Annotated in this window: 14 protein-coding genes; 5 read left to right on the top strand and 9 right to left on the bottom strand. The window is 57.3% G+C overall.

The features are described 5' to 3' along the window. The first annotated feature begins 76 nt into the window (after positions 1-76). The 4 genes from RHM59_RS17485 to RHM59_RS17500 all read left to right on the top strand — a co-directional run bounded on the left by RHM59_RS17485 (position 77) and on the right by RHM59_RS17500 (position 2,418). Positions 77-244: a rubredoxin gene (locus tag RHM59_RS17485; protein ID WP_297845633.1), complete on the top strand. Its 168-nt coding sequence runs from the start codon at positions 77-79 to the stop codon at positions 242-244. 46 nt (positions 245-290) lie between these two features. Next, on the top strand, positions 291-1,439 hold the full coding sequence (locus RHM59_RS17490) for an NAD(P)/FAD-dependent oxidoreductase (protein ID WP_322224932.1): 1,149 nt from the start codon (positions 291-293) through the stop codon (positions 1,437-1,439). Positions 1,440-1,633: 194 nt separating this feature from the next. Beyond that, positions 1,634-1,909: an HU family DNA-binding protein gene (locus RHM59_RS17495; protein ID WP_003213368.1), complete on the top strand. Its 276-nt coding sequence runs from the start codon at positions 1,634-1,636 to the stop codon at positions 1,907-1,909. A gap of 131 nt (positions 1,910-2,040) precedes the next feature. Continuing rightward, complete coding sequence (locus RHM59_RS17500) at positions 2,041-2,418, top strand: helicase (RefSeq protein ID WP_322224933.1); 378 nt, start codon at positions 2,041-2,043, stop codon at positions 2,416-2,418. Between the two features lie 288 nt (positions 2,419-2,706). Here the strand turns inward: RHM59_RS17500 and RHM59_RS17505 are convergent, their stop codons facing one another. The 6 genes from RHM59_RS17505 to exbB all read right to left on the bottom strand — a co-directional run bounded on the left by RHM59_RS17505 (position 2,707) and on the right by exbB (position 9,418). Continuing rightward, on the bottom strand, positions 2,707-4,104 hold the full coding sequence (locus tag RHM59_RS17505) for an aminoacyl-tRNA deacylase and HDOD domain-containing protein (RefSeq protein WP_322166687.1): 1,398 nt from the start codon (positions 4,102-4,104) through the stop codon (positions 2,707-2,709). Positions 4,105-4,180: 76 nt separating this feature from the next. Then, on the bottom strand, positions 4,181-6,256 hold the full coding sequence (gene recG / locus RHM59_RS17510; protein WP_322166686.1) for an ATP-dependent DNA helicase RecG: 2,076 nt from the start codon (positions 6,254-6,256) through the stop codon (positions 4,181-4,183). Positions 6,257-6,265: 9 nt separating this feature from the next. Beyond that, positions 6,266-7,189: a hydrogen peroxide-inducible genes activator gene (locus RHM59_RS17515; RefSeq protein WP_322166684.1), complete on the bottom strand. Its 924-nt coding sequence runs from the start codon at positions 7,187-7,189 to the stop codon at positions 6,266-6,268. A gap of 79 nt (positions 7,190-7,268) precedes the next feature. Continuing rightward, entirely contained in the window at positions 7,269-8,024 is a 756-nt protein-coding gene (locus RHM59_RS17520) for an energy transducer TonB (protein WP_322166683.1), read from the bottom strand. Further along, the gene (gene exbD / locus RHM59_RS17525) at positions 8,021-8,449 is read right to left on the bottom strand and encodes a TonB system transport protein ExbD (RefSeq protein ID WP_322166682.1); all 429 of its coding nucleotides are present in this window, start codon (positions 8,447-8,449) and stop codon (positions 8,021-8,023) included. Before exbD ends, RHM59_RS17520 begins: the two co-directional genes overlap by 4 nt. A 3-nt stretch (positions 8,450-8,452) precedes the next feature. After that, positions 8,453-9,418: a tonB-system energizer ExbB gene (gene exbB / locus RHM59_RS17530; RefSeq protein ID WP_322224934.1), complete on the bottom strand. Its 966-nt coding sequence runs from the start codon at positions 9,416-9,418 to the stop codon at positions 8,453-8,455. A 223-nt stretch (positions 9,419-9,641) separates the two neighbouring features. Between exbB and RHM59_RS17535 the strand changes: the two genes are divergently transcribed. Then, positions 9,642-10,499 carry an NAD-dependent epimerase/dehydratase family protein gene (locus RHM59_RS17535; protein ID WP_322224935.1) on the top strand — a complete coding sequence of 286 codons (858 nt, stop codon included), beginning with the start codon at positions 9,642-9,644 and terminating at the stop codon, positions 10,497-10,499. A 78-nt stretch (positions 10,500-10,577) separates the two neighbouring features. On the opposite strand, the gene RHM59_RS17540 is transcribed toward RHM59_RS17535, so the two are convergent. The 3 genes from RHM59_RS17540 to spoT are packed head-to-tail and all read right to left on the bottom strand — an operon-like array spanning position 10,578 to position 13,888. Continuing rightward, a complete protein-coding gene (locus tag RHM59_RS17540; RefSeq protein WP_322184546.1) occupies positions 10,578-11,315 on the bottom strand; it encodes a hypothetical protein in 738 nt (245 codons plus the stop codon). A gap of 57 nt (positions 11,316-11,372) precedes the next feature. Continuing rightward, positions 11,373-11,753 carry a RidA family protein gene (locus tag RHM59_RS17545; RefSeq protein ID WP_322166678.1) on the bottom strand — a complete coding sequence of 127 codons (381 nt, stop codon included), beginning with the start codon at positions 11,751-11,753 and terminating at the stop codon, positions 11,373-11,375. Between the two features lie 26 nt (positions 11,754-11,779). Then, positions 11,780-13,888 carry a bifunctional GTP diphosphokinase/guanosine-3',5'-bis pyrophosphate 3'-pyrophosphohydrolase gene (spoT, locus tag RHM59_RS17550; RefSeq protein WP_322166677.1) on the bottom strand — a complete coding sequence of 703 codons (2,109 nt, stop codon included), beginning with the start codon at positions 13,886-13,888 and terminating at the stop codon, positions 11,780-11,782. Positions 13,889-13,929: the final 41 nt, after the last annotated feature.

Here is a 13,929-nt window from a genome sequence, read left to right on the forward strand (position 1 = left end):
GCCCTGAGCTTGGCGGCAATCGCTGTACCCATCGACCGCCTGGGCCATGACAGCCTGAAAACCGAGAGAATTTACGATGAAGAAGTGGCAATGCATTGTTTGTGGCTTGATCTATAACGAAGCCGATGGCTGGCCGGATGACGGGATCGCACCGGGCACTTTGTGGCAGGACGTGCCGGCAGATTGGCTGTGCCCGGACTGCGGCGTTGGCAAAATGGATTTCGAAATGATCGAAATCGGTTGATCGCTGTTCCATTTCTCTTTAACTGAGTTTCAATCGGGAAAACGTAATGAACGCACCTGTCGTGATCGTCGGCACTGGCTTGGCGGGCTACAACCTGGCCAGGGAGTTTCGCAAACTGGATAGCGAAACGCCGCTGCTGCTCATTTCTGCGGATGACGGGCGTTCTTACTCTAAACCGATGCTGTCCACCGGCTTTGGCAAAAACAAAGAGGCTGATGGCCTGAGCATGGCTGAGCCCGGTGCGATGGCTGAGCAATTGAAGGCCGAAGTGCGAACCCACACCTGTGTGAGCGGCATTGACCCTGGCCACCAACGGCTGTGGATAGGCGAGGAAGCGGTGTATTACCGCGATCTGATCCTGGCCTGGGGCGCTGAAACAGTTCGGGTTCCCCTTGAAGGGGACGCCAATGACTTGGTTTTTCCGATCAATGATCTGGAGGACTACGCGCGTTTTCGCACGGCGGCAGCGGGCAAGCGTCGGGTGGTGATTTTGGGCGCCGGGCTGATTGGCTGTGAATTTGCCAATGATCTGATTGTTGGAGGTTATGAAGTTGATCTGGTGGCGCCGTGCGAGCAGGTCATGCCGACCTTGCTCCACCCGGCCGCCGCCGCTGCCGTGCAAGCGGGGCTGGAAGGTTTGGGGGCTCGCTTCCACCTCGGCCCGGTGCTGGCGCGTCTGTTACGGACCGAACAAGGGCTTGAGGCGCATTTGTCGAACGGTGAAGTGCTGCCGTGTGATGTCGTGGTTTCGGCTATCGGTTTGCGTCCGCGAGTGGACTTGGCGGCCGCCGCTGGCTTACAGACCGATCGCGGGGTGACGGTTGATCGCTACCTGAAAACGTCCCATGCCAATATTTATGCGCTGGGCGACTGCGCCCAAGTTGATGGTCTGAATCTGCTGTACGTCATGCCGCTGATGACTTGCGCGCGAGCACTGGCGCAAACGCTGTCCGGCAACCCGACCGCGGTTAACTATGGTCCGATGCCTATTACCGTAAAAACACCGGTATGTCCGCTGGTGGTTTCACCTCCTCCACGCGGTATGGAAGGCGTCTGGACGGTTGAAGGGCAGGGCGCCGATATTAAAGCGCTGTGCCATGACGTTGACGGCAAGTTGCTCGGTTATGCACTAACGGGCACTGCTGTAATGGAGAAATTGGCATTTAATAAAGTGCTACCCCCGCTATTGGCATAAATAACGGTCGTTCTGTCGGATAAGCCACGTTTTTGGCGCGATAAACGTCCCGGCCAGGGTGGCGCAGGTATCAGCGGCATGCCATCCTCATTCCCGTCTGCCGCAACGTAGAGCAGTTGCGGCACTTTGGTCGCCGTTCGGGAAGAACGGCACGGACATAACAACAAAAATCCAAACCGTCAAAGAGGCTTTATATGCGTAAACCAGAACTCGCAGCCGCCATTGCTGAAAAGGCAGATCTCACCAAGGAACAAGCGAATCGCGTTCTTAACGCTGTTCTTGAAGAAATCACCGGTGCCTTGCACCGAAAAGACAGCGTTACGCTGGTCGGCTTCGGTACTTTCCTGCAACGACATCGTGGTGCCCGTACCGGCAAAAATCCGCAGACCGGTGAACCAGTCAAAATCAAGGCGAGCAACACCGTGGCTTTCAAGCCTGGGAAATCCTTGAAAGACAGCGTTAATCCTTAATCTGCAATCGCCTCAGCGGAAGGCGTACAGCAGCAAAAATGGGCACGCCGACTCGGTCGGGTGCCCTTTTTTTTGCGTACACTGCGGCGCTGGCCGCTTTGACTTAAGCGGCTTTCTGTTGAGGCGGTGCAATGAAATTTCGTTTTCTTTTATGGATGCTTGGCTATTTGATGGCCAAAGCCAGTCGCAATAACCCGGCTTTCCAGAGTCAACTGGCCGGTAAAGAGCTGATTTTTCAGTTGCAAACATTCGACTCTAAGGTTGCTCGGCATTTCGTCGTCAGCGGGCAGCGCCTAGTCAGTAAGCCAGGGGCAGTGGATGAGCCTGCGTTCGCGATTTCTTTCAAGGATGCGGCATTCGGCTTCGCCACGATGCAGGCCAAGAACAAGCAGTTGGCGTTTATGCAGGGCATTCAGGACAAAGACATTCTGATCAAGGGCAACCCGGGATTGGTTATCTGGTTCCAGGGTTTGACCAAGTATTTGAAGCCAAGGAAAAAGACCGTTTAGCAGCGAACACAGGCAATTGTAGGAGCGGCCGAGACTGCGAAGCGGCTACGGCTCTGGGATTTCATTACCACGGTTGATAGCAAGCAGCCGTAAATACGGTGGGAGCAGGCTTGCCTGCGAAGAGGCCCGTAATCAGCGCCGCTGATGTCGACCTGAAACCAGGGTCGCCAGCATTGACGCTGTCGTTGGTAAGCCACAGAGGCTTGGGCAGACATAAAAGAGTAGGCACTGAAAAGCCTTATCGCAGCCCGGCAGCCCCTACAATTAATGGATTAATTTCCTGCGCTGTTACTGGTTGAACTGCGACGCCAGTTCGCGCAGCAGGACTTCGGCTTCCAGGACTTTGCGCACTGACTCTTCGGCTTTTTCCCGTGACAGGCCCAAGCGTGCAAACAGCTCATCCGGAATGCTTTCCACCGGACCCGAGCCGATGCCGTGTTTGCGCAGCAAACGCACTGTCAGGCACACCAAATTCGCGTACTCGCTGTGAGCGCCTGCGTAAGTTGGGTCGTGCTGGAAGCGCAATGCCGTTGCCAATTCTTCAGGCATGTCCCAATAGCGCATCAACCAGGCACCAATCTGTTCGCGGCTGATGCCGAGCAGGTGCTGTTCGACGTAGCTGTGGCACAGGTGTGGATTGACTTCCAGATGACGGCAGATCAGCGAAAAGTGCGGCGGGAACACGTGAGCCAGCAGCAGATAACCAAAGTTGTGCAACAGCCCCGCCAAATACGTCAGGCCCGCTTCCGGGCGCTGAGCGCGCGGCATGGCGCGGGTCAGACCTTCGATGACGGCGGCGGTGTAAATCGACTGTTGCCAGTACGGCGTAGTCTGTTGCGGGTGATCTTTGGGCAAGCTCAAGGTTTTACCCAAGGCCAGGCCCAGCGCCAGATTGATCACCAGATCAAAGCCCAATACGCGGACGATGGCATCTTCCACTGAGCGTATTTTTCCGGGGGAAGCGTAATAAGGTGACGCCGCCCAACTAACCACCTGGGCGGCCAGCGCTGGGTCGGTCTCGACCACACCGGTAATGTCATCGATGGTGGCGTTCGGATCGACACGCAATTTGATGATTTTTTGTGCGGTCTCCGCCAGTGGCGGTATTTCCAGCGTGGCTTCCAGACGCTGCTGGATACGGCGCGCGGTAAACGCATGCATCGCTTGGATGATTTCCTCTCGGTCATCGTCCGGGCGATCAAGGTTCGGGCGGATCGTGCTCAGTGGCTCGCCGAAATTCGCTGCGCTGGCTTTGCTCACCATGCCCTTGAAGTCGTCGCTGGAAATTTCCAGGAATACACCCGGTTCGCCAGAATTGATCAGCAACGTCGATTCTTGCAGCAAGCGTTCTTCATACAGGCACGGCAAACCGTTCAGGCCTGGCAGGCCGGGCAGCAGGCTGCGGGTGCTTTTGCCGAGCAAGCGCACTAGACGCTCTTCAGGCACGGCAGTGAGCTTTCGCCCGGTTAACTCTGCCAAGCGATTGAGGTCGAGCAAATGGTTCTGTGGGAATAACACCAAGAGTGCACCCACCGCATCGTCGACTAATACCGCTTGAAGTTTTCTAGACGCAGAAAGGCTATTGTCGTCCATGACTTCGCGGTAACTGATGGCAAGTTTGCCAAGCAATAACCGGATGACAGAGGGGGCGAGCGGAATTGCATCGGCGAAGGCAGCTTCTGTCATGGTCTGTGTCCAAATTCTTACAGTCGAAGGAGTATAACCAGCTTGATTATTTCTGCATTGTTATCGGCTGAGACTCTTACACTTGTCCGTATTGCTGACCATGACGCAACCAGCGATCCAGCAGCGGGCTTACATGGTTTGGCCAGCGTTCTAACAACGCTTGCGCGGCATCACGAACGGCGGGCAGTAGATCGGCGTCACGCATCAGGTCTGCGACTTTGAATTGCAACAAGCCCGTCTGTCGCGTTCCGAGCATCTCGCCTGGACCGCGAAGTTCTAAATCTTTTTCAGCGATGATGAAACCATCATTCGTCTCGCGCATGATGCCAAGGCGCTGCCGACCTATTTGCGACAGTGGCGGATGATAGAGCAGCACGCAGTGACTTGCCGCTGTGCCTCGACCAACACGCCCGCGCAGTTGGTGCAATTGTGCCAAGCCGAGTCGCTCGGGGTTTTCGATAATCATCAGGCTGGCGTTCGGCACATCGACGCCGACTTCGATCACCGTGGTCGCAACCAGCAGCTGTAGAGCGCCTTGTTTGAATTCGGCCATGACCGCCGCCTTTTCCGCAGGCTTCATGCGGCCGTGGATCAGGCCCACGCGCAGCTCACCCAATGCGCTGGTCAGTTCTTGAAACGAGGTTTCTGCGGCCTGACAGGTCAGTTCCTCGGACTCTTCAATTAGCGTACACACCCAATAAGCTTGGCGTCCTTCGGCGCAGGCCGCACGAACGCGCTCAACCACTTCGACACGGCGTGTATCAACCACCAGCACGGTATTAACCGGCGTTCGGCCGGGCGGAAGCTCGTCAAGGATTGAGGTGTCGAGGTCCGCATAGGCGCTCATGGCCAAGGTGCGCGGAATGGGCGTCGCGGTCATGATCAACTGGTGCGGACACATTAATCCGCCGACGCCTTTTTTGCGCAGGGCCAAGCGTTGTTGAACGCCAAAGCGATGTTGTTCATCGATAACCACCAAGGCCAGGTTCTTGAACTGAACCTCGTCCTGAAACAGCGCATGGGTGCCGACGACCATTGGCGTACCGGTGGCAATTTGCTCCAGCGCAGCGACCCGTGCTTTGCCTTTGAGCTTACCGGCGAGCCAGGCGACCTCAATGCCTAGCGGCTCAAGCCAGCGCTTGAAATTGACATAGTGCTGTTCGGCAAGGATTTCGGTGGGTGCCATCAGTGCGACTTGATACCCGGCTTCAAGCGCCTGCAAGGCGGCCAAGGCAGCCACCACGGTCTTGCCCGCGCCTACGTCGCCCTGAATCAAGCGCAGCATCGGCTCCGGCTGGCTGAGGTCGTAGGCCACTTCCTTGCCCACCCGTTGTTGCGCGCCGGTGGGGGCGAAACCGAGGTTGGCGAGAAATTGTGCAGGGAGTCGTGTCGCGACAGGCAAGACCGGCGCGCGTTGCGAGCGAAGGCTTTCACGAAGACGTTGCTGCGAGAGCTGATGAGTCAACAGCTCTTCAAACGCCAGGCGGTGTTGAGCCCAATGATGGCCGAGCGCGAGCTCTTCGAGGTCGGCATCGGCTGGCGGGTGATGCAAATAACGAATGGCCTCGTCGAGCGGGGCGAGCTTGTAGTCGCGTGCCAGCTCTTCAGGCAGCCAATCGGGCAGACTTTTCGGGCCGAGCAGGGCAAGGCTTTGCTGGCACAGCTGGCGTAGCCGCTGCTGGGTCAGGCCCTCGGTGCTTGGATAAATCGGGGTGAGGGTCTGCTCAACCGCAAGTTGTTCATTGCCAGTCAGCGCACGGTATTCCGGGTGGTAGATCTCCAAGCCTGATGCACCGGGCCGGGCTTCACCGAAGCAACGCAAGTGGGTGCCGCGTTTCATACCGTCTTTTTGCGCGTTGCTGAAATGGTAGAAGCGCAGGCTAAGTACCCCGCTACCATCGCCAAGTCGCACCAACAGGCTACGCCGCTTGCCCATCACCACATCGGCCCCGCTCACCACGCCTTCGATCACCGCGTCTTGTCCCGGACGCAATTGGCCAATGGGCACGACACGGGTTCGGTCTTGATAACGCAACGGCAGATGGAACAAGACGTCCTGAAGGTTTTCCAGGCCGACCTTGCTCAGCTTTTCAGCCATGGCCTCGCCGACGCCCTTAAGCGCCGTAACGGAGACCTTTGACAGCTCGCTCATGATTGCGACTTAGCTCGCTTCAACTTTCGGGCGAGCCACGGAACACAAACGCACGGAATCCGCGAGGATCTCGATCGCTTTAGGCCGAGGGAAACTGGCACGCCAGGCAATCGCCACTGTACGGAACGGCACTGGAGGCGTCAGGGGACGAACTTCAATGATGCCGGGTGCGTAGTGGTGGCTGTCGACCGCCGACATCGGCAGAATCGAAATGCCCAGGCCCGACGCAACCATGTGCCGAATGGTTTCCAGAGAACTGGATTCGACGGTGGTGTGTCGCGCGCCTTCGCTGCCTTTGACCAGCGTCGGGCAGGCTTCCAGCACCTGATCACGGAAGCAATGACCTTCGCCGAGCAGCAATAGGCTTTTGTCGTTCAGCGCCGAAGCATCAATGGTTTCTTTCTTGGTCCATGGGTGATTGGCCGGCATCAGCACATAAAACGGTTCGTCGTACAACGGCAAGGTCAGTACGTCTGCTTCGTTGAACGGCAACGCGATGATGATCGCGTCAAGTTCACCGTTGCGCAGTTTGTCGCGCAGCACGTGGGTGAAGTTTTCTTCGATGTACAGCGGCATCTGCGGGGCGACCCGGTGCAGTTGTGGAATCAAGTGCGGGAACAAATACGGACCGACGGTGTAGATCGCCCCGACTTTGAGCGGCGCAACCAGCTGATTCTTTCCGGCCTGCGCCAATTCTCGGATGCCTTGAGCCTGTTCAAGCACTTTCTGCGCCTGAGCGACGATGCCTTCGCCAACGGGCGTTAAGCGGACAGCGCTCTTGCTGCGCTCGAAAATCAGCACGCCGAGTTCATCTTCAAGTTTCTTCACGCCCACCGATAACGTCGGCTGGCTGACGTGGCAACGCTCGGCTGCGTGGCCGAAATGTTGTTCTTGGGCGAGGGTAACGATGTAGCGAAGTTCTGTAAGGGTCATAGCGTGCGTCCATTAGGTTGCGAGCCCAGCATAGCGGCTGCAATCGATAGACGCACGTTATCAACTGACCTCATGTCGATCAAAAGCGCGATTTTGCGTCCTTCAGGGAATAGTTGAAGGGCGCATTGACCTCAATCGAACCATTTCTCAAGATTTCAGCGGGTGGTTTGGGCAGCGGTTGGGCTCGACGGATCATTTCCAGGGTCGCCCGGTCCAGCGAAGCGTTGCCGGAGGACTGAGCGATTGAGACCGAAATGACTTTGCCCTCGGCATCTACTTCAAAGTTAAGGCGCGTGGAGCCAGCAATATTGCGACGACGCGCATCTTCCGGGTATTTCTGATATTTGCCTAAATGGTTCTGAAGATCACTTTGCCACGAACGTTTTGCATTGCTGTCCGAGGGCGGGTTCGGTTGCTGCGTGGGAGCGTCCGATTTGACCGGCTGCGAAGCGACCGGCGGTGTATCAACAGGTTTTGGATCTGCAGGTTTTTCTTGCGGCGGTTCGGGCTTTTTCTGCACTTTGGGCGGTTGAGGTTTTGCCTTGGGCTTGACCGCTTTTGGAATGGCAATTTCCGGCTTTTCAGCTTCGGCCAGTTTCGGCAACGGCATTTCCTCAACCGGGGCCGGAGGCTGCGGCGGTTGCACGACGTTAGGTGGCGGTGGTGTTGGGGGCGCAGGCATCGGCGCCAGCTCGACAAGCATCGCGGCTGGCGGCAATTCGATGACCTGCGGTGCCGACCAGCGCAGCGCGACAATAATCGCGACGGCGTGAACGGCGAGCACCAACAACAGACTGCCGCTATAGCGCGTCAGTTTTTGGCGCAAAGTCATCATTTCTTACCAACCGTCTCAAGACCTACAAGGCCGACCTTCAGGTAACCCGCGCCACGCAGCGCGTTCATGACATCCATCAGATCGCCGTAATCCACGCCTTTGTCGGCCTGGAAGAAAATCGTGGTGTCCTTTTTGCCCTTGGTCTTGGCGTCGAGCACCTGGCCAAGCTGCTCACGGCTGATCTTGTCTTCGCCCAAAAACAGGCTCTGATCGGCTTTGACGCTGAGGAACAGCGGTTTTTCCGGCCGGGGTGCTGGTTTGGACGTCGAAGCAGGCAGGTCGACTTTGATATCGACTGTCGCCAACGGTGCCGCCACCATAAAGATGATCAACAACACCAACATGACGTCGATAAAGGGCGTGACGTTGATTTCGTGATTCTCGACGAGATCATCGCCGCCGCTTTCGTTCAGATGCAGGCCCATTACTTACCCCACCCTCACCACGTGCGGCTGCTGGCTGCGCTCCGCGGGCAGGTGGTCAAGGTCTCGGCTGACCAGCAGCAGGACTTGGGCAGAGGCATCGGAAACCTGCGCTTTGTACCCCGCGATAGAGCGGGCGAATACGTTGTAGATCACGACCGCAGGAATGGCCGCAACCAGGCCCAAGGCCGTTGCCAGCAGGGCTTCAGCAATGCCGGGCGCGACGACAGCAAGGTTGGTGGTTTGTGTCCTGGCGATACCGATGAAGCTGTTCATGATGCCCCACACGGTACCGAACAGACCCACAAACGGTGCAGTGGAGCCAATGGTGGCGAGTACGCCGGTGCCATTGCTCATGTTGCGACCACAGGCAGCCACCAAACGCTCAAGACGGAAACTGACGCGTTCCTTGATGCCTTCGCGTTCGCGGCTGTTGGCGGAAAGGCGCATTTCTTCAAGGGCGTCGTGGACCAGTAAATGGGCCAGAGTGCCTTCTTTGTTTGCGCCTTCACTGGCTTCTTTAAGGGTGCGGGCTTTTTTCAGCGTAGCGATTTCAACGCGTAAGCGACGTTTGGCGCCTAGCAGTTCAAATCCTTTGGCAATCCAGATGGTCCAAGTGATGACCGAAGCGATAGCTAGACCGATCAGAACGAGCTTTACGATGATGTCAGCGTGTAGGTACATGCCCCAGGGCGACAAGTCGTTGGCCATACCGAGGCTGTTGTCCACCACGGCCGGGGTTGCATCCGGGGCTTGAGCAGGTAGATCGCTCGCTGCCTGTTGGACGGGTGCCACTGCAGGAGCCGTCGCGGTAGCGGCTGCGTGCGCAGCGGGTGTCGCTGCGGATGCCGGCTCGTCGGCGAACGCGGCTGGGGCAATTAGCAAGCTAAGCAACAGGACAGCAATGCCGCGCCATGCGCTCGGCAGGCTGGCAAGCTTGGTTGGCGAAGCGGAGCGTTGAATACGTGTCATGCTGGCCGGACCTGAGAAGAAAAGAGGGGCGTATGCTCTGCGCCTGGGCTGGACAAAAGGCCGAGAGAGGAGAACAAACAGGCCGGTATTATTGCAAATAATTCTTGTTAACAAAAGTAACTCATAATCTTTTTTCTATTAGTCGCAACAAATGGTCTGAGTTTTGCGACTGTTTTGAGTCATCTACCGTGCTGTTACCGCACGCTTATCCTGGAGCTTTGCGATGTTTCCCCCTTCTGTTTTGATTGCTGGCTGTGGTGACGTTGGAAGCCGTTTGGCCAACCAGCTACTCGCCTATGATTGGACGGTTTACGGTCTGCGCCGGTCTGTTTCGCAATTACCAAACGGCGTTATAGGTGTAGCGGGCGATTTATTCGATTCGCGATGTCCTGGTGATTGGCCAACGTCGCCGCTCGATTATTTGGTCTACAGCGCATCCGCGACTGATCATGACGAAGCGGGCTATCAAGCAGCTTATGTGGATGGGTTGAGCCATGTGTTGAGCTGGCTCAAGCAAAATGGACAACAACCAAAACGTTTGCTGTTCGTGTCCAGCAGCAGCGTTTACGGGCAGCAGCACGGCGAATGGGTCGATGAATCGTCGCCCACCCAAGCGGTGGGTTATTCAGGGCGGCTGATGCAGCAGGCCGAGCAGCTTGCGCTGGGTAGCGGTATTCCCGCCAGCGTGGTGAGGTTGACCGGGATTTACGGTCCAGGGCGCGAATGGTTGTTAACCCAAGTGCGTCAGGGTTACCGCGTGGTCACCGAGCCGCCCTTATATGGCAACCGCATTCACGTCGACGATGCCGCAGGATTGTTGGCGTACCTGCTACAGGCAGACGCGCGCGGGGTGGCGTTGGATGATTGCTACATCGGCGTCGACGATGCGCCTGCGCCCTTGGCCGAAGTCGTGGCGTGGCTGCGTGAATACCTGGGCGTTACTGAGTGGTCAGCCGAAGCGAGCGTGCGCCGCACCGGTAGCAAGCAGTGCAGCAACGCTAAAGCCCGTGCTTTGGGCTGGGTGCCACGCTATGCCAGTTATCGAGAAGGGTACGCCGCGATTCTTGAGGGAAATCTGTAGGACCCAACTTGTTGGCGAGGCGGTGTATCGGGTGTAACCGCGTCAAGTCTTTCGCCAACAAGGGGGTTGGATTGCGCGTTAGTCGCGCTCAAGCAACCAGCGACGCGGGCCGGGATGCAGGTCTGGCATTTCATCCGTGCTCGCCTGGTTTACTGCTTGCAGTATTTCCAGCTGATCGCCTTTGCGGACGAATATCCAAGCGTTGCCCTGTTTGTTCTTCTCTAGCCAAAGGCTGTCGTTTTCACCGCTCATGGCTGCGCAATCGCCAGCCAGGCACAGTGCGTAACGGTCGTCGTCAGGCAAGCCATCGACGCTGCCGTCAGGGTGGAATTGCACGATGTTCCCGGCGCCCACGCCATCGACGATCTTCCATTTACCACCCATGTACGCGCTATACAGCGCTTTTTCAAAGCTGCTGCCTGGCGGTGCATCTACAGGTGCCGGATCTTTTGGCTGTTGGAAGCGTTGCTCTGGGCCAGACTCGCTGGCGGCCTGGATCAGATCGTCCCCTTTGATCTTCAAGTCTTCGAAGAAGTTGCCGTAGAAATCGACGTGATATTTGCCGTCGGCTGCACTGGTGATCTTGCCTTCACTGAGCTCAAAACCATTTGAGAACGAGGCTTGGCCAGCTTTCGAATTGACATTCCACTCCAGATTCGGCCCGTTAGCGAGAAGCGCCTGACGCAGGTTACCGCCTTTTACAGCAGCATCGATTGCGGTTTGATTGATCCAGATACCGTCCGGGTTACGGTCGGAGTTGCTGGCACAGCCGCTTAACAACGCGGCAAGCAGCGAGAGGGCAAGCGCAAAGCGCATGGCGGTCCTTCCTTTGAGGGGGGAGGGCGAAACGATTAACGGTTCGCCCAGGGAGATTTATTCGATGACGAGAATGGCGTCCATTTCGACCAGCGAGCCTTTTGGCAGCGCAGCAACACCAATCGCGGCACGAGCCGGATAAGGTTGATCGAAGTACTTGCCCATGATCTCGTTGACCTTGGCGAAGTGGGTCAGGTCGGTCAGGAAGATGTTCAGTTTGACGATGTCTTTGAACGAGCCACCAGCAGCCTCGGCGACGGCTTTCAGGTTTTCGAAGACCTGAACCGTTTGAGCTTCAAAGCCTTCTACCAATTCCATGGTTTTCGGGTCCAGTGGGATCTGCCCGGACATATAGACGGTGTTGCCAGCTTTAATCGCCTGAGAATACGTGCCGATGGCTGCAGGTGCTTTATCGCTGGTGATAACTGTCTTGGTCATGAAGAACTCCTGAGGATAGTGTTTGGCTACGCGCGCATGCGGGTGATGCGAATCACCCCGGTCAGCGCGCGTAGTTTTCTGATCACGCGGGCCAGGTGCACACGGTCGTGCACGCTGACCACCAGTTGGACCACGCTGATGCGGCCATCGCGTTCGTCCATGCTGATTTTTTCGATATTGCCGTCGGCGGCGTTCACGCTGCTCGCCAACAACGCGATGAGGCCGCGTTGGTGTTCCAGTTCGACGCGCAACTCGACGTTGAATTCGCCGGTAACGTCTTTGGCCCAAGACAGCTGGATGCATTTTTCCGGATTGTGCCGGAGTTCGCTGATATTGCGGCAGTTGTCCAAGTGCACCACCATGCCTTTGCCCGCAGACAAATGGCCGACAATCGGGTCGCCCGGAATCGGCGTGCAGCACTTGGCGTAACTGAGCACCAAGCCTTCGGTGCCGCGGATCGCCAGCGGCCCCTCGGAGCTTGGCAGTTGCTCGGCGTCGCTGGTCAGCAGGCGGCGGGCAACGACATACGCCATGCGATTGCCCAGGCCGATGTCTTCGAGCAGGTCTTCAATAACCTCCACTCGGTACTCGGTCAGGATCAACTGCACGCGCTCTTCCGGAATTTTTTCCAGGGTGCTGTCGAACCCGTTGAGCACCTTGTTCAGCAGGCGTTCGCCCAGGCTGATGGACTCGGAGCGGCGTTGAAGCTTAAGGGCGTGGCGAATGTGCGTTCGGGCTTTGCCGGTAACCACAAAGTTCAGCCATGCCGGGTTTGGACGTGCGCCGGGAGCGCTAACGATTTCAACCGTCGAGCCACTCTGCAACGGCTCGGAGAGCGGTGCCAGGCGACGATTGATCCGACACGCAATGCAGCTGTTGCCGACATCGGTGTGCACCGCGTAAGCAAAGTCCACCGCCGTCGAGCCTTTCGGCAGCTCCATGATTCGGCCTTTAGGCGTAAAAACGTAAACCTCGTCCGGAAACAGGTCAATCTTCACGCTTTCGATAAATTCCAGCGAATTACCGGCGCGCTGCTGCATCTCCAGCACGCCTTTGACCCACTGGCGGGCGCGGGCATGGGTGCTTATCGGCAGCTCATCGCCCGTGGATTTGTACAACCAGTGCGCGGCAATCCCGTTATTCGCCATCTCTTCCATTTCGCGGGTGCGGATCTGGATTTCGATGGGAACGCCATGCATGCCGAACAGCGTGGTGTGCAGCGACTGGTAGCCGTTGGCTTTGGGGATCGCGATGTAATCTTTGAAGCGGCCGGGCAGCGGCTTGTACAAATTGTGCACAGCGCCAAGCACGCGGTAACAGGTGTCGACCTTATCGACGATGACCCTGAACGCGTAAACGTCCATGATTTCGTTGAAGGCCCGGCGTTTGCCGCGCATCTTCTTGTAGATGCCGTACAGGTGCTTCTGCCGGCCGCTGACCTCGCCTTCGATACCGTCCACGGCTAGGCAATGGCTCAGGGATTCTTCGATCTTGTTGACCAGTTCTTTGCGGTTGCCCCGTGCTCGCTTGACCGCTTGGCCAATACGCGACGAGCGCATCGGGTACATCGCCTTGAAACCAAGGTCTTCGAACTCGATACGGATGCTGTGCATGCCCAGCCGATTGGCGATGGGAGCGTAGATTTCCAGCGTTTCTTTGGCAATCCGCCGACGTTTTTCGCCGGACAGGACTTCGAGCGTGCGCATGTTGTGCAGCCGATCAGCCAGCTTGACCAGGATCACCCGAATATCGCGGGCCATGGCCATGGCCATTTTCTGGAAATTTTCGGCTTGGGCTTCGGCTTTGGTTTCGAAGTTCATCTGGGTCAGCTTGCTGACGCCATCGACCAGTTCGGCCACGGTCTCACCGAATTGCGCACAGAGCGCTTCTTTGGCGATACCGGTGTCTTCGATTACGTCATGCAGCATGGCCGCCATCAGGCTCTGATGGTCCATATGCATGTCGGCAAGAATATTCGCGACCGCTAAAGGGTGCGTAACGTAAGCTTCGCCGCTGCGGCGGCGTTGGCCGTCGTGGGCTTGTTCGGCGTAGAAATACGCTCGGCGGACCAGGTTGACCTGGTCTTTGCCGAGGTAGGTCGACAGACGATCGGCGAGGGCGTCTATGCTCGGCAAGGGAATACCCCTCGCTGAGTGCATTGACCCTTTGCCGTACT

Source organism: Pseudomonas sp. MH10, from assembly GCF_034353045.1.
Classification (GTDB): Bacteria; Pseudomonadota; Gammaproteobacteria; order Pseudomonadales; family Pseudomonadaceae; genus Aquipseudomonas.